The following is a 21,772-nucleotide window of genomic DNA, read 5'->3' on the forward strand; positions in this document are numbered from 1 at the left end:
TCTTAGTGAACCATCATGTTGTTGTTCAGGCTCCACATAATCCAGATGGATCCTGCAACCACTATGGCGATAATCAGCACGGTAAAGACAAAGGCCACCAGGTTCCAGCGATCCTCAGAAGAGGTATTCATATGCAGGAAGCACACCAGGTGAACCAGAATCTGTACCACTGCCATCCCCACGACGACGCTAACCAGCGTGGCATGAGAAGCAGTGCCGTTCATTACCATCCAGAACGGGATCACCGTCAGGATGATCGACAGGATAAAACCTGTCATGTACGTTTTTACGGTACCGTGAGAAGCGCCGCTATGATCGGTTGGATGACTCATTACATTGCCCCCATCAGATAAACAACAGAGAACACACAGATCCACACCACGTCCAGGAAGTGCCAGAACATGCTCAGGCACATCAGACGGGTACGGTTAGTGCTGGTCAGTCCGCGACGGGAAACCTGGAACATCATCAGCGCCATCCACACCAGACCAGAGGTCACGTGCACGCCGTGGGTACCTACCAGGGCGAAGAACCCGGACAGGAAGCCGCTGCGATCCGGGCCGAAGCCTTCGGCGATCAGATGATGGAATTCATAGATTTCCATCCCAACGAAGCCCGCACCAAACAGGAAGGTCAGCGCCAGCCAGGACAGAACCTGGCTTTTGTTGCCTTTGTCCATGGCGATAACCGCCATGCCGTAGGTGATGGAGCTAAACAGCAGGAGGAAAGTTTCCACCAGCACGAACGGCAGTTCGAAAATATCTTTACCGCTCGGGCCGCCCGCTGTGCCGTTCACCAGAACGGCATAGGTTGCGAACAGACATGCAAAGAGAATGCAGTCGCTCATCAGGTAGATCCAGAAGCCAAAGACTTTATTGGCTCCTGCATCGTGATGCCCATGGTCATGCGCATGAGCGCCAGAATGTGCCAGAGAATCAGTTGACATTTTTCAGCCCTGCTTTGCTAATTTCATCAAAGTGCTGGTTTTCCAGTTTCTCAACGGTCGCGACCGGAACGTAGTAATCCACGTCTTCATCGAAGCTCTTCACAATCCAGGTAATGATGATACCTGCGAAGCCTACGATGGCCAGCCACCAGATATGCCAGATCATGGCGAAACCGAAAATGGTGCTGAACGCGCCGATAACCACACCTGCACCGCTGTTTTTCGGCATATGAATTTCTTCATAATGCGTCGGCTGCTGGTACGCTTCGCCTTTCTCTTTCATTTCCCAGAACGCATCACGCTCGTGGATATGCGGAACAACGGCAAAGTTGTAGAACGGCGGCGGGGAAGAGGTTGCCCACTCCAGCGTACGGCCACCCCACGGATCGCCCGTCAGGTCGCGGTTCTGGTTGCGATCGCGTACAGAGGTATAAATCTGCATCACGATGCTGAAGATACCGCAGGCAATCAGCAGCGCGCCGATTTCGGCCACAATCATCAGCGGTTCGAACATCGGATCGATGTCCTGGCTAACGCGACGGGTCATACCCATGAAGCCCATAGCGTACAGCGGCATAAAGGTTACGAAGAAGCCGATGATCCAGAACCAGAATGCACGTTTGCCCCAGGCTTCGTTCATGGTGTAACCGAAGGCTTTCGGCCACCAGTAGGTCATACCTGCGAAGCAACCGAACACCACGCCACCGATGATAACGTTATGGAAGTGCGCCACCAGGAACAGGCTGTTGTGCAGTACGAAGTCTGCGCCCGGTACGGCCAGCAGCACGCCCGTCATCCCACCGATAGAGAAGGTGACGATGAAGCCGATAGTCCACAGCATGGAAGAGTGGAACTGGATACGGCCCTGGTACATGGTAAACAGCCAGTTGAAGATCTTCACCCCGGTCGGGATGGCGATAATCATCGTGGTGATACCGAAGAAGGCGTTAACGTTCGCACCGCTGCCCATGGTGAAGAAGTGGTGCAGCCAGACGATGAACGACAGTACGGTAATAGCGATAGTTGCCCATACCAGCGAGGTATAACCAAACAGACGCTTTCTGGAGAACGTTGCCGTCACTTCAGAGAACACACCGAACACTGGCAGAACAAGAATGTACACTTCCGGATGGCCCCAGGCCCAAATCAGGTTCACGTACATCATCATGTTGCCACCCATATCATTCGTGAAGAAATGGGTGCCCAGGTAGCGGTCCAGGGTCAGCAGGGCTATCGTCACCGTCAGGATCGGGAAGGAGACGATAATCAGTACGTTAGTACACAGCGACGCCCAGGTGAACACAGGCATTTTGAACATCGTCATGCCCGGCGCACGCATACGCAGGATGGTTACAAAGAAGTTAATACCGGTCAGCGTAGTACCAATACCTGAGAGCTGGAGACTCCAGATCCAGTAGTCGACCCCGACTCCCGGACTGTACTCAATGCCCGACAGTGGCGGATAAGCGACCCAACCCGTCTGCGCGAACTCGCCCACACCCAGAGAAACGTTCACCAGGATTACGCCGACAACGGTGAACCAGAAGCTCAGGTTGTTCAGGAACGGGTAAGCAACATCGCGTGCGCCGATTTGCAGCGGCACCACAATGTTCATCAGACCGATAACGAACGGCATCGCCACGAAGAAGATCATGATAACGCCGTGGGCGGTAAAGATCTGATCGTAGTGATGCGGTGGCAAGAAGCCCTGCTCGCCCGCGGACACCAGCAGCTGCTGGGTACGCATCATGATGGCGTCGGCAAAGCCACGCACCAGCATAACGATAGCGACGAGGATATACATAATCCCCAGGCGTTTATGGTCAACGGAGGTTAACCATTCGTTCCATAAGTAAGACCACTTACCGAAGTAAGTGAGTGCGGCAACCAGCGCCAGACCACCGACGAGGATTGCTGCAACCGTAACCATGATAATGGGTTCATGGTACGGAACTGCATCCAGTGTTAATTTTCCGAACATCGTATTATTCCTCAGCCCCTTAATGAGAGGTTTGGGCGTGACTCATGTCCATGCCTTCCATACCTTCATGAGAACTGTGTTCCCCTTCCGGCTGCGTCACGTCCATGCTTTTCCCGTGAGACATAAATTTGCCAATAACATCTTTAAACAAATTCGGTTTCACGCTGGAGAAGTATTCAACCTTGTTATATTCGCTCGGAGCCGCAACTTTCTCGTACGTCGCCATATCGTTCATGACTTTCGGAGACTGTTTCGCTTTGGCAACCCAGGCGTCAAAGGTGGCGTTATCCGGCGTAGCAATAGCTTTGAACTTCATGCCGGAGAAACCTGCGCCACTATAGTTGGAGGAAATACCATCATAGGTGCCGGCTTCGTTGGCAATCAGGTGCAGCTTGGTCTGCATCCCGGCCATCGCATAAATCTGGCTACCCAGACGCGGAATAAAGAAGGAGTTCATCACCGAGTTAGAGGTGATTTTGAATTCCACTGGCGTGTTCGCCGGGAAGGCGATTTCATTCACCGTAGCGATACCCTGCTCCGGATAGATGAAGAACCATTTCCAGTCCATAGCGATAACTTCGATGGTCACCGGCTTAGCATCGTGATCCAGCGGTCTGCCTGGTTCTAATGCATGCGTGGTTTTCCATGTCAGTACAGCAAGGAAAATAATGATTAAGATGGGGATGGTCCAGACAACAGCTTCAACTTTGTTCGAGTGCGACCAGTTGGGGCTGTATTTGGCATCCTTATTCGACGCCCGATACTTCCAGGCAAAGCCGATAGCCATCACGATAGCGGGGATCACGACAATCAACATCAGCCCAAGAGCTGTCAGTATCAAGGAACGTTGTTCCAGTCCGATCTGTCCTTTGGGGTCCAGCAGTGCTGAATCACAACCACTGAGTAAAACAGTGCCTGCAATTAACGAAAGCAGTCCCAAACTTTTATTGTATTTCCTGAGTCTCATTTAACGACCTCAATTCCACGGGGATCAGGTGGCGTTTAAAGTGTGCGGGCATTTTACGGGAAGGTTACATTACTGTAAACATGAATGGCGCGGTGTCAGCGAGGTGTAACCGGGTTCTGCCGCGCGCGTCACATAGAATGCAACAATCTGTAAAAATTCGCGATCGCCTAAGTTACACCTATGTTAGAACAAAACTCCGTCCTCCAGTTAATTGATCAGGTTAATTGGTATAACCAATCAATTTTAAGTACAAATTATTAACATTGAATCAGCATTTATAGAACATTACTTGAAAGAAATAATTCATAACGGTGCTGAATCGTTTAAGAATAGTCATTATTTTAAACCGCACAAAATAATTAAAGAAATTTAAGTTTGCGCGAATGAATAATGCTGACTAACAGCGATTTTATCGTTCGATATTTAATCAAAATAATAACTCTGGTGAATTAAACCTGAGGTTAAACGGTTCAGATCAGACGAGTTTTGCGCAGAGCAAGGTAGTCAAGAATGCCCCCGTACAGGATACCTGCCGTTGCCAGCAGCGCACCCCATTCCAGCAGTTGCAGGCCGAATGTCCAGGCGGTAAGGCCGGAAGCGTTAAGAAGCAAAATGACCAGCCAGGCCGCGATCAGGGCACAGCCGACCGCCAGGATCCGCAACGCCAGCCGGTAGGCCGTGGCATATTCAGTGCGTGGAAGGAAGCTGTCCGTTTGCTGGGTAAACGCCAGCGTCTGCTTACAGACCAGCAACAGGAGCAGGCCGGGAAGGGCGGCAAACACCGAGAACAGATAAAAGGTTGACCAGCCATGCGCCTCGACAAACCAGCCGGCGAGGGGACCAACGTATACCCGTCCCACGGCAGACAGGGCAGAGAGCAGGGCAAACTGCGTGGCGGAAAAGGATTTATTGCACAGCGTCATCAGCAGCGCGACAAAGGCGGCGGTGCCCATGCCGCCGCACAGGTTCTCAAAGAACACCGCCGCCGCCATGCTGTAAATATGTTTGTCGGTGACGGAGAGCCACCAGTAACCGGCATTAGATATGCCCTGCAACACGCCAAAAATCAGCAGCGCGCGGAACAGCGTCAGGCGCTGCATCAGTACGCCGCCGTAAAGCGCGCCCACAATGGTGGCAATCAAGCCCAGCGTTTTATTCACCACCCCGACCTCACCGGCTTCAAAACCGACGCCGCGGATCAGAAAAGTGGTGGTCAGGCTCATGGCGAAGGCATCGCCCAGCTTATAAAGGACGATCAGCAGTAAAATCAGCCAGGCGTTGTTACGGCCAAAGAAATCACGCAGCGGCGCGACGACCGCCTGTTCAAGGGATTTCGGCACCGGAATAACGTCCGTGGGTTCCGGGGCCAGCAGCGTGGCGATGATGCAGGGGATAAGCAGCGCCGCCATCAGCCAGTACATACCCTGCCAGCCAAGCCATTTATCCGCCAGCCACAGCGCCAGTCCGCCGGAGACCAGCATCCCGAGGCGATAACCCAGCACGCTGATGGCCGCGCCCGCGCCGCGTTCCTCCGCGGGTAATACATCCGTTTTCCAGGCATCGAACACAATGTCTTGGGAGGCGGAACAAAACGCGATCACCACCGCCAGCGCCGCCATCCAGCGCAACTGGCTGACCGGCTCCAGAAAGCCCATCGCAGCAATCGCCAGCAGCAGTAAAATCTGCGTGGTCAGCAGCCAGCCGCGCCGCCGTCCTAAAAAGGGCGGCGTATAGCGATCCATCACCGGCGACCACAGGAATTTAAAGACGTAGGCCTGGCCGACCAGCGAGAAGAAACCAATGGTTTTCAGATCGATATTTTCGACGGTCATCCACGCCTGCAGGGTGCCCGAGGTCAGGGCAAGCGGTATACCGGAGGCGAAGCCTAAGATCAGCAGGATCGCTGATTTTGGTTGCTGAAAAATGCGCAGATAGTGGCTGGACATAAGAGGGACGCTGACCCGACGGCTGCCGGGTCAGCGGGCAGAATTAACGCGCGTTCTGTTTAATGAATTCGTGGATGCTCACGTCCTGAGACATGTCCGCGATGGTATCGGTCAGCACGCTGTTAACCGCGTTAGCAATGTTCTCGTTCTTGGCGGTGAACGCACCTTCAACGGAGTAGCTGGCGCGATAGTTTTTGGTCATCTTGTTGCCATTAGCCGCGGTGGCGATAATCGCGATGTCGGCTTTGGTGGCGATGTTGTAGCGCACGTTACCCTGCGACACATCGGCATACAGCTGATTGACAATAATCTGCAGGTTCACCGCACCGTTCGGGCCAACCATGTAACCGCGGGCGGCCATCTGTTTTTCGAGTACTTCCTGCAACAGGAAACGCAGATCGCGTGTAGCGGTCAGGGTGACTAACTGATTGTCACGGGTGACTTTAGCCAGTGCCTGATCCTGACGCTGATCGGCGCCGTTAATGCTCACGGTCACGCCCATCAGGCTCGGGTCCTGCTGCGGCAGCGTAATTTTAGGTGAAACGTCAATGGTGTTTGGCGGTGTAGCGCAGCCTGCGAGCATAAACAGGGCGACCAGCGGGAAAAGCAGTTTTTTTAACATGTCGGGGGCTCTCGGAAGATCGGATGCTTATAAGAGAATAATTGTCGCCATCATAACATTGCCAACGGCCGGGGCAACCAGGGAACGCATGTAAATTCATCGTCTTGTCTGTTTTCTGACCACCGAAGACTTTTCTGCCCGCCTGAGGGGGGCCGGAGCATAACTTTGTCTGTTGAGTTAATGCCTTTGAATGAGAAAAGGTCACAAAAGCTAAATAATTGTTTTTTTGGTGTAATGAAAGTGGTAAAAGCGGCTAACATTTAAAGGGATGGGTGATCTCTGGACGCTGTCAGAGGAGTAAAATCATGATGATGCGTGACCAAATCGAATCAAAATTAAGGGCCGCGTTTGAACCCGCGTTTCTCGAAGTGGCGGATGAAAGCTATCGTCACAATGTGCCGGCTGGTTCAGAAAGCCATTTTAAAGTCGTCCTGGTGAGCGACCGTTTCACCGGTGAGCGTTTCCTGACGCGTCATCGTATGATTTACAGTACGTTAACGGATGAACTGGCAGGATCGGTACACGCCTTAGCGCTACATACCTATACCATTAAAGAGTGGGAAGGATTACAGGATACGGTTCTGGCCTCGCCGCCATGTCGGGGCGCCGGAACCATCGCCTGATAAATGGAATTTGCAACTGCTGGAACTTTTCCAGTATGTTGCGTACAGAATATGTGAAAACGGCCTGCGGGCCGTTTTGTTTTGCCTGAGTTTTGTCCGGTTTGCGCCAAATTCAGACAAAAATTAGCCGGGAATTGTGAAAAATGCCGATCCGGCACGCAATAACCGTTCTCGACTCATAAAAGTGATGCCGCTATAATGCTGCGTCTTATTTTTCGGAATGTCTTCGGGATGATTCTGGTGACAGGGAATGTATATCTGATTCAAGAGAACATCCCGGTACTGTGAAGCCAAACTTACACGCGCTTCCAGAGTTGACCGAGCACTGTGATTTTTTGAGGTAACAAGATGCAAGTTTCAGTTGAGACCACTCAGGGCCTTGGGCGCCGTGTAACGATTACTATCGCTGCTGACAGCATCGAGACCGCTGTGAAGAGCGAGCTGGTTAACGTAGCGAAGAAAGTTCGCATCGACGGCTTCCGTAAGGGCAAAGTACCGATGTCCGTTGTTGCTCAGCGTTATGGCGCATCTGTACGCCAGGACGTGCTGGGCGAACTGATGAGCCGTAACTTTGTTGATGCGATCATTCAGGAAAAAATCAATCCGGCCGGCGCGCCTAACTATGTGCCGGGCGAATACAAACTCGGTGAAGACTTCACTTACTCTGTTGAGTTCGAAGTGTATCCGGAAGTGAAGCTGTCCGGTCTGGACACCATCGAAGTTGAGAAGCCGGTTGTAGAAGTGACCGAAGCTGACGTTGATGGCATGCTGGACACCCTGCGTAAGCAGCAGGCGACCTGGAAAGAAAAAGACGGCGCTGTAGAAGCTGAAGACCGCGTGACCGTTGATTTCACCGGTTCCGTAGATGGTGAAGAGTTCGAAGGCGGCAAGGCCACTGATTTCGTACTGGCCATGGGCCAGGGTCGTATGATCCCGGGCTTCGAAGACGGTATCAAAGGCCACAAAGCGGGTGAAGAGTTCACTATCGACGTGACCTTCCCGGAAGAATACCACGCTGAAAACCTGAAAGGTAAAGCCGCTAAATTCGTCATCAACCTGAAAAAGGTTGAAGAGCGCGAAATGCCGGAACTGACCGAAGAATTCATCAAGCGTTTCGGCGTGGAAGATGGTTCTATCGAAGGTCTGCGTGCTGAAGTGCGTAAAAACATGGATCGCGAGCTGAAAGGCGCGGTACGTAACCGCGTGAAAACTCAGGCTATCGACGGTCTGGTGAAAGCGAACGAAATCGACGTGCCGGCTGCGCTGATCGACGGCGAAATCGACGTACTGCGTCGTCAGGCTGCACAGCGTTTCGGCGGCAACGAGAAACAAGCGCTGGAGCTGCCGCGTGAACTGTTCGAAGAACAGGCTAAGCGTCGCGTAGTGGTTGGCCTGCTGCTGGGTGAAGTTATCCGTACCCATGAGCTGAAAGCTGACGAAGCGCGCGTTAACACGCTGATTGAAGAAATGGCGTCTGCCTACGAAGATCCGAAAGAAGTGATTGAGTTCTACAGCAAAAACAAAGAGCTGATGGACAACATGCGTAACGTTGCGCTGGAAGAGCAGGCTGTTGAAGCCGTTCTGGAAAAAGCGAAAGTGACTGAGAAAGCCACTTCCTTCAACGAGCTGATGAACCAGCAGGCGTAAGTTTCGCCATTACGTACATAACGTAACCAGAAGCCCGTCACTTTGCTGTGGCGGGCTTTTTTTTATCATCCAGACTTTTTAGGATGAGTGCTAAAAGCGCGTTTCAGTGTTAGCGTTAAGCCAAAAGCTTGTTATGCTTGAAATAAGGCGTAGCCATCCCCATTACAGGGAGACTGTCAGAAGTGTTCTTGCTGAATATCCGTCCAGGGCGGTCGTAGTCAGACCAGTCATACTCAAGTAGAATCGGTCCAGCAGGTTTATTTATTTTTTATCCAGGAGACGGACATGTCATACAGCGGCGAACAAGATAACTTTGCACCCCATATGGCGCTGGTGCCAATGGTCATTGAACAGACCTCGCGCGGTGAGCGTTCTTTTGATATCTATTCCCGTCTTCTTAAGGAACGCGTCATTTTCATGACCGGCCAGGTCGAAGACCACATGGCTAACCTGATTGTGGCGCAGATGCTGTTTCTGGAAGCGGAAAACCCGGAAAAAGACATTTACCTGTATATTAACTCTCCGGGTGGTGTGATCACTGCCGGGATGTCGATTTATGACACCATGCAATTTATTAAGCCGGACGTCAGCACCATTTGTATGGGACAGGCGGCCTCTATGGGCGCATTCCTGCTGACTGCGGGCGCTAAAGGCAAGCGTTTCTGCCTGCCGAATTCTCGCGTCATGATTCACCAGCCGTTGGGCGGCTATCAGGGCCAGGCCACGGACATTGAAATTCACGCGCGTGAAATCCTGAAAGTTAAAGGGCGCATGAATGAACTTATGGCGCACCATACGGGTCAATCTTTAGAACAAATCGAACGTGATACCGAACGTGACCGCTTCCTCTCCGCTCCAGAGGCAGTTGAGTACGGTCTGGTCGACTCGATTTTGACCCATCGTAATTAATGCTCAGGCCAGACGTGTACCGCTATAATCAGTAAGAGCGGCACTACGCCAGGCAGCATTTTGCGCCTGGATTGGCATTTGCGTCGTCGTGTGCGGCACAAAGAACAGATAAGAGGTTTTTACTCATGACAGATAAACGCAAAGATGGTTCGGGCAAACTGTTGTATTGCTCTTTTTGCGGCAAAAGCCAGCATGAAGTGCGTAAGCTGATTGCCGGGCCGTCCGTGTATATCTGCGACGAATGTGTTGATCTGTGTAACGACATCATTCGCGAAGAGATCAAAGAAGTTGCGCCGCATCGCGAGCGTAGCGCGCTGCCGACGCCGCACGAAATCCGTCATCATCTGGACGATTATGTTATTGGTCAGGAACAGGCCAAAAAAGTGCTGGCGGTGGCGGTTTACAACCACTACAAACGTCTGCGTAACGGTGATACCAGCAACGGTGTTGAGCTTGGCAAAAGTAACATTCTGCTGATCGGCCCAACCGGTTCCGGTAAAACCCTGCTGGCGGAAACCCTGGCGCGCCTGCTGGATGTGCCCTTCACCATGGCGGACGCCACCACCCTGACCGAAGCCGGTTATGTGGGTGAAGATGTGGAAAACATCATTCAGAAGCTGCTGCAAAAATGCGATTACGACGTGCAGAAAGCCCAGCGCGGTATCGTCTATATCGATGAGATCGACAAGATCTCCCGTAAGTCTGATAACCCGTCCATCACCCGTGACGTCTCCGGTGAAGGCGTGCAGCAGGCGCTGTTGAAACTGATTGAAGGCACGGTTGCCGCCGTTCCGCCGCAGGGTGGACGCAAGCATCCGCAGCAGGAATTCCTGCAGGTTGATACCTCCAAGATCCTCTTTATCTGTGGCGGCGCATTTGCGGGTCTCGATAAAGTGATCTCCCATCGTGTAGAAACCGGCTCCGGCATTGGTTTTGGCGCGACGGTGAAAGGAAAATCAGAGAAACCGCAGGAAGGTGAGCTGCTGGCGCAGGTTGAACCGGAAGATTTGATCAAATTTGGTCTGATCCCGGAATTCATCGGTCGTCTGCCGGTGGTCGCTACGCTGAACGAACTGAGCGAAGAAGCGCTGATCCAGATCCTGAAAGAGCCGAAAAACGCCCTGACCAAGCAGTATCAGGCGCTGTTTAATCTGGAAGGCGTGGATCTTGAGTTCCGCGACGAAGCGCTGGATGCCATCGCCAAGAAAGCCATGGCGCGCAAAACCGGTGCCCGTGGCCTGCGCTCCATCGTAGAAGCCGCTCTGCTCGACACCATGTACGATTTACCGTCCATGGAAGATGTCGAAAAAGTGGTCATCGACGAGTCCGTTATTGCGGGTCAATCCAAACCCATGCTGATGTATGGCAAACCGGAAGCGCAGCAAGCTTCTGGTGAATAAATCGCCAAAACATACAGTCAGTTAATAAAAAAGGGGGGATTTTATCTCCCCTTTTATTTTTCCTGTTCCCTGACGTTGAATGTCCGGGAAACATCCCCATATACTGACATACATGTTAATGGTTGCGTGAAGCACAGTCATGCCACCTGATTACCCTGGCGGACACTAAACTAAGAGAGAGCTCTATGAATCCTGAGCGTTCTGAACGCATTGAAATCCCCGTATTGCCGCTGCGCGATGTGGTGGTTTATCCGCACATGGTCATACCCTTATTTGTAGGGCGGGAAAAATCTATCCGTTGCCTTGAAGCCGCCATGGATCATGATAAAAAAATCATGCTGGTCGCGCAGAAAGAAGCCTCAACGGATGAACCGGGTGTAAATGATCTTTTCACCGTCGGGACCGTGGCCTCAATTTTACAGATGCTGAAACTGCCGGACGGCACCGTTAAAGTGCTGGTCGAAGGTTTGCAGCGCGCACGCATTTCAGCGCTGTCTGACGACGGTGAACACTTCTCCGCGAAAGCCGAGTACCTTGAATCGCCGGCCATTGACGAGCGCGAGCAGGAAGTGCTGGTACGCACGGCCATCAGCCAGTTCGAAGGCTATATCAAGCTCAACAAAAAAATCCCGCCGGAAGTGCTGACGTCGCTGAACAGCATCGACGATCCTGCGCGTCTGGCTGACACCATCGCCGCGCACATGCCGCTGAAGCTGGCGGACAAACAGTCCGTGTTAGAAATGTCCGACGTGAACGAGCGTCTGGAATATCTGATGGCGATGATGGAATCGGAAATCGATCTGTTGCAGGTTGAGAAGCGCATTCGCAACCGCGTCAAAAAACAGATGGAGAAATCCCAGCGCGAGTACTATCTGAACGAGCAAATGAAAGCCATTCAGAAAGAGCTCGGCGAAATGGACGACGCGCCGGACGAAAACGAGGCGCTGAAGCGGAAGATCGACGCGGCGAAAATGCCGAAAGAGGCAAAAGAGAAAGCCGAAGCAGAACTGCAGAAGCTGAAAATGATGTCTCCGATGTCGGCGGAAGCGACCGTGGTGCGTGGTTACATCGAATGGATGATTCAGGTACCGTGGAACGCGCGCAGCAAAGTGAAGAAAGATCTGCGTCAGGCGCAGGAAATCCTCGACAGAGACCACTATGGTCTTGAGCGCGTCAAAGACCGCATCCTTGAATACCTCGCGGTGCAGAGCCGTGTAAACAAACTGAAAGGGCCGATCCTGTGCCTTGTAGGGCCGCCGGGGGTGGGTAAAACCTCGCTTGGTCAGTCCATCGCCCAGGCCACCGGGCGTAAGTACGTGCGTATGGCGCTGGGCGGCGTGCGTGACGAAGCGGAAATCCGCGGACATCGCCGTACCTATATCGGCTCCATGCCGGGCAAACTGATCCAGAAAATGGCGAAAGTGGGCGTCAAAAACCCGCTGTTCTTGCTCGATGAGATCGACAAGATGTCGTCTGACATGCGTGGCGATCCGGCATCGGCCCTGCTTGAAGTGCTGGATCCGGAACAGAACGTCGCCTTCAGCGATCACTATCTGGAAGTCGATTACGATCTTAGCGACGTGATGTTTGTCGCCACCTCGAACTCGATGAACATTCCGGCTCCGCTGCTGGATCGTATGGAAGTGATCCGTCTTTCCGGTTACACCGAAGACGAAAAGCTGAACATTGCGAAGCGTCACCTGTTGCCGAAGCAGATTGAGCGTAACGCCCTGAAAGATGGCGAAATTACGGTTGATGACAGCGCCATCATCGGCATTATCCGTTATTACACCCGTGAAGCGGGCGTGCGTAGCCTGGAGCGTGAAATCTCCAAACTGTGCCGTAAAGCGGTGAAACAGCTGCTGCTGGATAAGTCGCTGAAGCACATTCACATCACCGGCGACAACCTGCATGAATTCCTCGGCGTTCAGCGTTTCGACTATGGTCGCGCCGATGACGAAAACCGCGTAGGTCAGGTAACCGGGCTGGCGTGGACGGAAGTGGGCGGCGATTTGCTGACCATCGAAACCGCCTGCGTACCGGGCAAAGGCAAGCTGACCTATACCGGTTCGCTGGGCGAAGTTATGCAGGAATCCATTCAGGCCGCGCTGACCGTGGTGCGCGCTCGTGCAGAAAAACTGGGTATCAACCCTGATTTCTACGAGAAACGCGACATCCACGTTCACGTACCGGAAGGGGCGACCCCGAAAGACGGTCCGAGCGCTGGTATCGCAATGTGTACCGCGCTGGTTTCCTGTCTGACCGGCAACCCGGTGCGCGCTGATGTGGCGATGACCGGTGAAATCACCCTGCGCGGGCTGGTACTACCTATCGGCGGTCTGAAAGAGAAACTGCTGGCGGCGCACCGTGGCGGCATCAAAACCGTGCTGATCCCGGACGAAAACAAACGCGATCTGGAAGATATTCCGGATAACGTGATTGCCGATCTGAAGATCCACCCGGTCAAGCGCATTGAGGAAGTTCTGACTCTTGCCCTGCAAAATGAGCCGTCTGGTATGCAGGTTGTAAGCGCAAAATAGTGACCTCGCGCAAAGAGCACTAAGAAAAACAAGGCTGGCAGCGCATTTCGGGCTTGCCAGCCTTTTTTTGTATAGCTAATTTAGATTGCTGCCTGGATGTGTCATCATCAACTGATGTTGTAAGGGCATGACAGGCCTGATATAACTGCTGCGCGGTCGCTCTGTGAAGGATTCAGTGCGATATAAATTATAAAGAGAGGAAGAGAAGAGTGAATAAATCTCAACTGATAGACAAAATTGCTGCAGGGGCTGATATCTCTAAAGCTGCGGCTGGACGTGCGTTAGATGCTTTAATTGCTTCTGTTACTGAATCTCTGCAGGCAGGGGACGAAGTGGCACTGGTAGGTTTTGGTACTTTTGCTGTTAAAGAGCGTGCTGCCCGTACTGGTCGCAACCCGCAAACAGGCAAAGAGATCACCATCGCCGCGGCTAAAGTTCCGGGTTTCCGCGCAGGTAAAGCGCTGAAAGACGCGGTAAACTGAGCGCGATCTCCAAAGGGATTGTGAAAAAGTACAAGGGCGCATCAACCGATGTGCCTTTTTTATTTGTGATTGCCCAATTAATCGGCCCCGGTGGGCTGACATTTACCCCCGTTTCTTGTCACAATACGGGTTTGCGCGCGGCGGCAGGATAAGCAGTGTTGCGTGGGACCTCAAGTCATCTACAGCGGAGTGTTGCTACACCATGATGGACAATTTACGCACGGCGGCTAATAGCGTTGTGATCAAAATCATTTTCGGGATCATTATCGTGTCGTTCATTCTGACCGGCGTGAGTGGTTATCTGATTGGCGGCGGTGATAGCTATGCCGCAAAAGTGAATGACCAGGAAATTAGTCGCGGACAATTCGAAAATGCCGTTGCAGGCGAGCGTAACCGTATGCAGCAGCAGTTGGGTGAACAGTTCTCTGAACTGGCCGCTAACGAAAATTACATGAAAACCATGCGTCAGCAGGTGCTGGATCGTCTTATCGACGAAGCGCTGCTGGATCAGTATGCCCGCCATCTTGGCCTCGGCATCAGCGATGAGCAGGTGAAGAAAGCCATTTTCGCGACCAAAGCTTTCCAGAATAACGGCACCTTTGACAATACCCGCTATAACGCGCTGATTAACCAGATGGGCATGAACGCCGATCAGTATGCGCAGGCGTTGCGTAACCAGATGGTGTCTCAGCAACTGATCAATGCCATTGCCGGTACCGATTTCATGCTGAAGGGTGAAACCGACGAGCTGGCTACCCTGGTGGCGCAGCAGCGTATCGTGCGCGAAGCGATCCTTGATGTGAATGCACTGGCCGCGAAGCAGACGGTGACCGATCAGGAAATCACCAGCTATTACGAGCAGAACAAAAACAGCTTTATGGCGCCGGAACAGTTCCGCGTCAGCTATATCAAGCTGGATGCTGTAAACATGCAGCAGGATGCGAGCGATGCCGACATTCAGGCGTACTACGACCAGCATCAGGATGAATTCACCCAGCCGCAGCGTAACCGCTACAGCGTGATCCAGACCAAAACCGAAGACGAGGCGAAAGCCGTTCTTGACGCCCTGAGCAAAGGCGCAGACTTCGCACAGCTGGCAAAAGAGAAATCCTCCGACATCATCTCTGCCCGTAACGGCGGCGATATGGGATGGCTGGAACCTGCCACCACGCCGGATGAACTTAAAAATGCCGGTCTGAAAGAAAAAGGCCAGCTGTCTGGCGTGATCAAATCCAGCGTAGGTTTCCTGGTGGTGCGTCTGGATGATATTCAGCCTGCTAAAGTAAAACCGCTGGCGGAGGTGCGTGACGATCTGGCCGCGAAAGTGAAGCAGGAAAAAGGCCTTGATGCCTTCTACGCGCTGCAACAGAAAGTGAGCGAAGCGGCGAGCAACGACAACGTCTCCCTGACCGGCGCTGAACAGGCCGCAGGCGTGAAAGCCGTGGAAACCGGCTGGTTTGGTCGTAACAACCTGCCGGAAGAGCTGAACTTTAAACCGGTTGCCGATGCCATCTTCAATGGTGGTCTGGTAGGGGAAAACGGCACGCCGGGCAGCAACTCTGACATCATTACCGTCGACGGCGATCGTGCCTTCGTTATCCGTGTCAGCGAGCATAAGCCGGAAGCCGTGAAGCCGCTGGATGAAGTTAAAACGCAGGTGACGGATATCGTCAAGCACAACAAAGCGCAGCAGCAGGCCAAACTGGATGCTGACAAGCTGCTGGCCGCCCTCAAAGCCGGTAAAGGTGATGAGGCGCTGAAAGCCGCAGGTCTGAGCTTCGGTGAAGCGAAAACCCTGACCCGCACCGGGCAGGATCCGCTGAGCCAGGCTGCCTTTGCGCTGCCGTTGCCAGCCAAAGATAAGCCGTCTTACGGCATTGCCAGCGATATGCAGGGCAACGTGGTACTGCTGGCGCTGGATGAAGTGAAAGCGGGCACCATGCCGGAAGAGCAGAAAAAAGCGATGGTGCAGGGTATCACCCAGAACAATGCGCAAATCGCCTTCGAAGCGCTGATGAGCAACCTGCGCAAGGAAGCCAAAATCAAAAAGGGCGACATCGTTGATCCTCAGCAATAACGAGGCGCTTCGCATCTTTTTGTAACCCACTGCAATATTCAAAGGCCGCTTACGCGGCCTTTTCCATTTCTGAAGCTTGCTGTTTGCACCCGTTTGGCCGCCTGTTTATCGTGAGGTGGCTGTCAACAAACAAGGAGATAACAGCATGAAACGTGGAATCAACGCCCTCATTTTTACTCTCGGCCTCGCCTGTGCAGGCTTGACACAGAGCACGGTTGCGGCGACCGCAAGCGCTAAACCGGTGGCGATGCAAACGAAAGCAGACGCCAGGCCGGACGCGCAAAACCTTACCCAGGCAAAGGAGACGGCAAAAGCCGGCGATGAGGAAAGTACCAGGGTCAGCATTAACGCCGCTTCTGCCGACGATCTGGCCCGTGTCCTCAACGGGGTAGGGCTGAAAAAAGCCCAGGCGATCGTCAGCTATCGGGAGGAATACGGGCCGTTTAAAACGGTGGAAGATCTTAAACAGGTGCCGGGAATGGGCAATGCGCTGGTGGAACGTAACCTTGAACGCTTAACCCTGTAGTTTTTGGGGTTGCGGAGTCGCTAAATTTTGCCAGGATAAAGAGGTCATACCAGTGATGACCTCTGTTCCTGGAAAAAAATAAAAGGTTAAGGCGCTATGCAGACTCAAATCAAAGTTCGTGGATTTCATATCGACGTTTACCAGCATGTGAACAATGCCCGCTATCTGGAGTTTCTGGAAGAAGCCCGCTGGGATGGCCTGGAAAACACCGACAGTTTTCAGTGGATGTCCGCCCGCAACATCGCCTTTGTGGTGGTGAACATCAATATCAACTATCGCCGTCCGGCCGTGCTGGGCGATCTGCTGACCATCACCAGTCACATCCAGCAGCTGAACGGTAAGAGTGGCGTATTAAGTCAGGCGGTGACGCTGGAGCCGGGAGGGGACGTCGTTGCCGATGCGCAAATCACTTTTGTCTGTATCGACCTGAAAACCCAGAAGGCGCTGGCGCTGGAAGGGGAGTTGCGGGACAAATTACAGGCGTTGATGGAGTAAGGCCGGGCTTGATGCCGGGTGGCGCTGTCGCTTACCCGGCCTACGTGGGCAATGCCGTTGTAGGCCCGGCAAGCCTGCGCCGCCGGGCAACATGTTCGCACGCAGGCCTTACGCGAGGCCCGTCTTTTTCTTCATCGCCGCCATCACGCCCGCTTTATCCGCCAGGTAGTGATTCAGACCGTTAGCGCGCAGGTTACAGGCGGCGCACTGGCCGCAACCGTCGCCCTTAATGCCGTTGTAGCAGGTCAGCGTCTCGTTGCGGATCAAATCCAGTTTCCCCCAGCGATCCGCCAGCGCCCAGGTTTCCGCTTTGTCGAGCCACATCAGCGGCGTCTCGAAGCGTATATCCTTCGCCATGCCCAGATTAACGGCATGATTGAGCGCTTTCACGAACTCATCGCGACAGTCCGGATAGCCGGAAAAATCCGTCTCGCACACGCCGGTAATGACCGCTTCCGCCTGTACCTGATACGCATAGATCGCGGTCAGGGTTAAGAACAGAATATTGCGCCCCGGCACAAAGGTATTCGGGATACCGCTGGCGTCTGGCTCATAGTCCGGCACCGGGATGCTGTCGCGGGTCAGGCTGCTGACCGCCAGTTCATTAAGCAGGGTAACATCCAGCACTTTATGCGCACGCGCCCCCAGTTTCAGCGCCAGTTCACGGGCAACGTCGATTTCGGCGCGATGACGCTGACCATAATCGAAGGTGACACAGTGGACTTCATCATACTGCTGTAACGCCTGCACCAGACAGGTAGTGGAGTCCTGACCTCCGCTAAAGACGACGACGGCACGTTTCATAATTCTTCCCGATTGCATGTAAAACACTATGGTAGCGTCTGCGGCAGTGCGCGACCAGCTTCTTCACGCGCCGGGGCGGGTAGCCAGGCCTCGGTAAAATCAAACCAGCCGCGGGTGTTCAGGCGGATCCCCTGCACGCCAGGCGGGGCGCTGATCTGATACTGATAGTTAAACAGCGGCGTCAGCACCGCCTCGTCCATTAATCCGCTGAATACATCCTGCAAATCCGCGCAGCGCGCCTGTTCATTCGGCTGACGCTGCACCGCATCCAGCGTGGCCTGGAGATGGGCAAAGCGAGAGGCGGGTAACAGATTGGGCCACAGCGGATCGCAGCGTAACCATTGCTCCAGAGTATATTCCGGCGCTTCGCCGATCAGCCTGTCGCCCATCATCAGGTCAGCAGTTGCAAGCCCGCTACAGTTATCCCAGTTCTTCGCATCATGAAAAATTACCGTCAGTTCACAGCCCAGCCCGGCAAGATAGCGCTTAAGCTCCTCCGCCATGGTGTGCAGTTCCACCGGCAGGTGATACAGCAGCGTCAGTTTTTCCGGCAGCGCCACCTTTTCCTCCGCCCAGTGCGGCATCGCCCAGCCGGGCAGTAATTCCCGGCTGGGGGTGATCAGGTTTTCATCCAGCGGCAGGGTCTGTAGCAGGCCGCTCTGATGGACGATCTGCACCAGTCGCCGCGCCTGTGCCTGGCTCAGTCTTTCACTGATACGCCGGGCAAGATAACAAAACCCGAGGCTGATGCCGCTGCTGACCTGCCGCAGGTGGATCAGTTCATCCGGCTTGCCGATGGTGATCTGCACCGGATGGCGACAACTACTGCCCAGATCCTGCTCGAACAGTTGCGGGGTGATCCAGTATTCCACCGCCTTTAGCAGCGGATGGCTGAGGTGATAATGCTCATGGCTTTCCAGGCGCACCAGTTCCGGGCTGAAGGAGGCCAGCCGGAAAGGACCGGTGCCCACCAGCGGATGCTGCGGATGGGCCAGACGGCTGCCGTAGCTTGCCAGACGGTGCGCCAGCCAGTGATCCGGCTGATGCAGCGTGAACAGCAGACAGTGCGGGTGCGGCACCGCGATCTCCGCCACGCTGTTAAACAGCCTGCGCAGATCGGGCAGCGTCAGCAGATGCTGCAAACGCATCTGCAATTGTTGGGCGTTCACCGCATCGCCATTATGCCAGTGCAGGGTGGTGCGCAGATGAAAACGCCAGCTCAGGCCATCGGCCGACACCTCCCAGTGGTGCGCCAGGTCGCTCTGCGGCAAAGGGTTATCGGTAATAAAGCGCGTCAGGCCGGAAAAGATCTGCCCGGCCAGATGCTGCTCGGCGCGCCCCGGCAGAAAGCCCGGATGCAGCGGCTCCAGAGGGCGATAATAGGGAATGCGCAGAGTAGGTGAGTCGTTTTGCCACAGGCCGCCCAGAAAAGGATGCAGCAGATTGCGCAGCGCCTCCGGCGGCAGTTGCGCCAGCGCCAGCGCGCTGTGCTGCTGCCCCTCATTCAGGGCCTGCTCCAGCAGCGCATTGCGCAACGATCCTGGCGTGACGTGAAAATGCAGCACGCCGCGTTTTCCGCGTCCCGACTGCGCCTGCCAGCTCAGCCAGCCGGACGCCTCCATTTGACGTAACAGGGTACGCATATGGCGGTCGCTGCAAAAACAGCGCTCTGCCAGCCCCGCCACGCTGGCGTGCTGCGGTTCGCCATCGGAAAACTGCCACAGGCGCTGATACTGATTAAGTCGATTTAACTGGCGCATAAACCCGGAACAAATATCCTGAAGTATTCACTATTACTTCCGTATATCTCAGGCAATACTGGTACACAAGTTTCCGCATCACAAAACCGGGATAATTATGGCGCGACTGGCTGCATTTGATATGGACGGCACCTTACTGATGCCTGACCACCGTTTAGGCGAGCAAACGCTGGATACCCTGCGCCGCCTGCGCGACCGGGATATTACGCTGGCCTTCGCTACCGGCCGTCATGCGCTGGAGATGCGTCATCTGCTGGGGATGATTACGCTGGAGGCGTATCTGATCACCGGTAACGGCACGCGCATTCACTCGCTGGAGGGGGAACTGCTGCACCGTCAGGATCTCAGCCCGGATGTCGCCGAACAGGTGATCCACCGTCAGTGGGATACCCAGGCGAGTCTGCACGTGTTTAACGACAGCGGCTGGCTGACCGGAGAAGAGATGCCTCTGCTGCTCGATTTCCATATTTACAGCGGCTTTAAATACCGGGTGGTGGATCTCAAAGCACTCAGCCCGCACGAAGTGACCAAAATCTGTTTCTGCGGCGATCATGAGGATCTGGAGCGTCTGCGCATTCAGCTGCACGAGGCATTAGGCGATCGCGCGCATATCTGTTTCTCGGCCTTTGATTGTCTTGAGGTGCTGCCTGTGGGCTGTAATAAAGGCGCGGCGCTGGCGATCTTAAGCGATCGGCTGGGGATCGCCATGCAGGATTGCATGGCATTTGGCGACGCGATGAATGACCACGAAATGCTCGCCGCCGTCGGACGCGGCATGATTATGGGCAACGCCATGCCGCAATTGCGCGCGGCGCTGCCCCATTTACCGGTGATCGGACACTGTCAGAATCAGGCGGTGTCGCACTATTTAACGCATTGGCTGACCACACCACATCTTCCTTATTCCCCCGAATAATGAGCATTGTCAGCAAGCCGGGTCCGTTTAAACCCGGCTTTTTTTATGCCAGTAAACGGGCGATTTCCGCTTTCCACGGCGTCACATCGCCGATATTCGCCTGCACCCATTCCGCATTGTAATAGGTGTCGAGATAGCGCTCGCCGCTGTCGCACAGCAGGGTGACGATAGAACCGGTCTGGCCTGCGTCGCGCATTCTGGCCGCCAGCGTCAGCGCGCCCCACATATTGGTGCCGGTGGACGCACCCACTTTGCGGCCTAACTGCGTTTCCAGCCACTGCGCGGTGGCGACGCTGGCGGCATCCGGCACGCGCAGCATTTCATCCACCACATCCGGCACAAACGACGGCTCGACGCGCGGGCGGCCAATACCTTCGATTTTACTGCCCACCGGGCTGCGCAAAGTGCTATCGCGGGTTTGCCAGTAATCCATAAACACCGAGTTTTGCGGATCCACCACCATCAGTTGAGTATTGTAGCCCTGGCAGCGCAGGTAGCGGCCAATGGTCGCGGAGGTGCCGCCCGTACCGGCGCTCATCACGATCCACGTCGGCTCCGGGTGCGGTTCGCTCTGCATCTGGCGGAAGATGCTGTCGGCGATATTGTTATTGCCGCGCCAGTCGGTGGCGCGTTCGGCATAGGTAAACTGATCCATATAATGGCCGTGCAGCTCCCGCGCCAGCATCTCGGAAGCGGCGTAGATCTCGCAGGCGCTCTCCACGAAGTGACAACGCCCGCCGTAGAATTCAATCTGCTCGATTTTGCGCTTCGCCGTACAGGACGGCATTACGGCGATAAACGGCAGGCCCAGCAGACGGGCAAAATAAGCTTCCGACACCGCCGTTGAGCCGGAGGATGACTCAATAATCGGCGTGCCTTCTTTGATCCAGCCGTTGCACAGACCGTATAAAAACAGGGATCGCGCCAGGCGATGCTTCAGGCTGCCGGTCGGGTGGGTGCTTTCATCTTTCAAATAGAGCTGAATACCCGGAAAACCCGGCAGCGCCAGACGGATAAGGTGAGTATCCGCCGAGCGTTGATAATCGGCATTGATTTCACTGATAGCATGTTTAACCCAGGTGTTTTTCATGGCGCGGATCCGTTTGTCATTTTGTGCCCAGCTTAGCGGAA

19 protein-coding genes are annotated in these 21,772 nt (G+C 54.2%); 10 read left to right on the plus strand and 9 right to left on the minus strand.

Annotated elements, in window-relative coordinates; genetic code table 11:
- Window positions 1–2: 2 nt before the first annotated feature.
- The 6 genes from QRD42_RS09590 to QRD42_RS09615 all read right to left on the minus strand — a co-directional run bounded on the left by QRD42_RS09590 (window position 3) and on the right by QRD42_RS09615 (window position 6,462).
- Complete coding sequence (locus QRD42_RS09590) at window positions 3–332, minus strand: cytochrome o ubiquinol oxidase subunit IV (protein WP_072567540.1); 330 nt, start codon at window positions 330–332, stop codon at window positions 3–5.
- Window positions 332–946, minus strand: coding sequence for a cytochrome o ubiquinol oxidase subunit III (locus tag QRD42_RS09595; RefSeq protein ID WP_072567541.1), 615 nt, complete (start codon window positions 944–946; stop codon window positions 332–334). Before QRD42_RS09595 ends, QRD42_RS09590 begins: the two co-directional genes overlap by 1 nt.
- Window positions 936–2,927 carry a cytochrome o ubiquinol oxidase subunit I gene (gene cyoB, locus QRD42_RS09600; protein ID WP_072567542.1) on the minus strand — a complete coding sequence of 664 codons (1,992 nt, stop codon included), beginning with the start codon at window positions 2,925–2,927 and terminating at the stop codon, window positions 936–938. Before cyoB ends, QRD42_RS09595 begins: the two co-directional genes overlap by 11 nt.
- Before the next feature lie 19 nt (window positions 2,928–2,946).
- Window positions 2,947–3,894, minus strand: coding sequence for a cytochrome o ubiquinol oxidase subunit II (cyoA, locus tag QRD42_RS09605; protein WP_072567543.1), 948 nt, complete (start codon window positions 3,892–3,894; stop codon window positions 2,947–2,949).
- Between the two features lie 470 nt (window positions 3,895–4,364).
- Complete coding sequence (gene ampG, locus QRD42_RS09610) at window positions 4,365–5,840, minus strand: muropeptide MFS transporter AmpG (RefSeq protein ID WP_321986969.1); 1,476 nt, start codon at window positions 5,838–5,840, stop codon at window positions 4,365–4,367.
- Between the two features lie 43 nt (window positions 5,841–5,883).
- Complete coding sequence (locus tag QRD42_RS09615) at window positions 5,884–6,462, minus strand: lipoprotein (protein WP_321986970.1); 579 nt, start codon at window positions 6,460–6,462, stop codon at window positions 5,884–5,886.
- Between the two features lie 305 nt (window positions 6,463–6,767).
- On the opposite strand from QRD42_RS09615, the gene bolA reads away from it, so the two are divergent.
- The 9 genes from bolA to QRD42_RS09660 all read left to right on the plus strand — a co-directional run bounded on the left by bolA (window position 6,768) and on the right by QRD42_RS09660 (window position 17,161).
- Window positions 6,768–7,085, plus strand: coding sequence for a transcriptional regulator BolA (gene bolA / locus QRD42_RS09620; protein ID WP_072567546.1), 318 nt, complete (start codon window positions 6,768–6,770; stop codon window positions 7,083–7,085).
- A gap of 348 nt (window positions 7,086–7,433) precedes the next feature.
- Entirely contained in the window at window positions 7,434–8,732 is a 1,299-nt protein-coding gene (tig, locus tag QRD42_RS09625) for a trigger factor (protein ID WP_072567547.1), read from the plus strand.
- A 285-nt stretch (window positions 8,733–9,017) separates the two neighbouring features.
- On the plus strand, window positions 9,018–9,641 hold the full coding sequence (gene clpP, locus QRD42_RS09630) for an ATP-dependent Clp endopeptidase proteolytic subunit ClpP (RefSeq protein ID WP_321986971.1): 624 nt from the start codon (window positions 9,018–9,020) through the stop codon (window positions 9,639–9,641).
- A 125-nt stretch (window positions 9,642–9,766) separates the two neighbouring features.
- Entirely contained in the window at window positions 9,767–11,041 is a 1,275-nt protein-coding gene (gene clpX, locus QRD42_RS09635) for an ATP-dependent protease ATP-binding subunit ClpX (RefSeq protein ID WP_072567548.1), read from the plus strand.
- 185 nt (window positions 11,042–11,226) lie between these two features.
- On the plus strand, window positions 11,227–13,581 hold the full coding sequence (gene lon / locus QRD42_RS09640; RefSeq protein ID WP_072567549.1) for an endopeptidase La: 2,355 nt from the start codon (window positions 11,227–11,229) through the stop codon (window positions 13,579–13,581).
- A gap of 209 nt (window positions 13,582–13,790) precedes the next feature.
- Entirely contained in the window at window positions 13,791–14,063 is a 273-nt protein-coding gene (hupB, locus tag QRD42_RS09645; protein ID WP_042391603.1) for a nucleoid-associated protein HU-beta, read from the plus strand.
- Between the two features lie 202 nt (window positions 14,064–14,265).
- Window positions 14,266–16,140, plus strand: coding sequence for a peptidylprolyl isomerase (gene ppiD, locus QRD42_RS09650; RefSeq protein ID WP_321986972.1), 1,875 nt, complete (start codon window positions 14,266–14,268; stop codon window positions 16,138–16,140).
- Window positions 16,141–16,285: 145 nt separating this feature from the next.
- A complete protein-coding gene (locus tag QRD42_RS09655; protein WP_321986973.1) occupies window positions 16,286–16,666 on the plus strand; it encodes a helix-hairpin-helix domain-containing protein in 381 nt (126 codons plus the stop codon).
- Window positions 16,667–16,762: 96 nt separating this feature from the next.
- Complete coding sequence (locus tag QRD42_RS09660) at window positions 16,763–17,161, plus strand: YbgC/FadM family acyl-CoA thioesterase (protein ID WP_321986974.1); 399 nt, start codon at window positions 16,763–16,765, stop codon at window positions 17,159–17,161.
- A 108-nt stretch (window positions 17,162–17,269) separates the two neighbouring features.
- On the opposite strand, the gene queC is transcribed toward QRD42_RS09660, so the two are convergent.
- Both queC and QRD42_RS09670 read right to left on the minus strand, forming a co-directional pair.
- Window positions 17,270–17,965 (minus strand): 7-cyano-7-deazaguanine synthase QueC, encoded by a 696-nt coding sequence (gene queC / locus QRD42_RS09665; protein ID WP_072567553.1) that lies wholly within the window; start codon window positions 17,963–17,965, stop codon window positions 17,270–17,272.
- Window positions 17,966–17,991: 26 nt separating this feature from the next.
- Window positions 17,992–19,725 (minus strand): SgrR family transcriptional regulator, encoded by a 1,734-nt coding sequence (locus QRD42_RS09670; RefSeq protein WP_072567554.1) that lies wholly within the window; start codon window positions 19,723–19,725, stop codon window positions 17,992–17,994.
- 97 nt (window positions 19,726–19,822) lie between these two features.
- On the opposite strand from QRD42_RS09670, the gene cof reads away from it, so the two are divergent.
- Window positions 19,823–20,641: an HMP-PP phosphatase gene (gene cof, locus QRD42_RS09675; RefSeq protein WP_072567555.1), complete on the plus strand. Its 819-nt coding sequence runs from the start codon at window positions 19,823–19,825 to the stop codon at window positions 20,639–20,641.
- 43 nt (window positions 20,642–20,684) lie between these two features.
- On the opposite strand, the gene QRD42_RS09680 is transcribed toward cof, so the two are convergent.
- On the minus strand, window positions 20,685–21,731 hold the full coding sequence (locus QRD42_RS09680; RefSeq protein ID WP_321986975.1) for a PLP-dependent cysteine synthase family protein: 1,047 nt from the start codon (window positions 21,729–21,731) through the stop codon (window positions 20,685–20,687).
- Window positions 21,732–21,772: the final 41 nt, after the last annotated feature.

Source organism: Enterobacter sp. PGRG2 (assembly GCF_030291195.1).
GTDB lineage: Bacteria > Pseudomonadota > Gammaproteobacteria > Enterobacterales > Enterobacteriaceae > Enterobacter_D.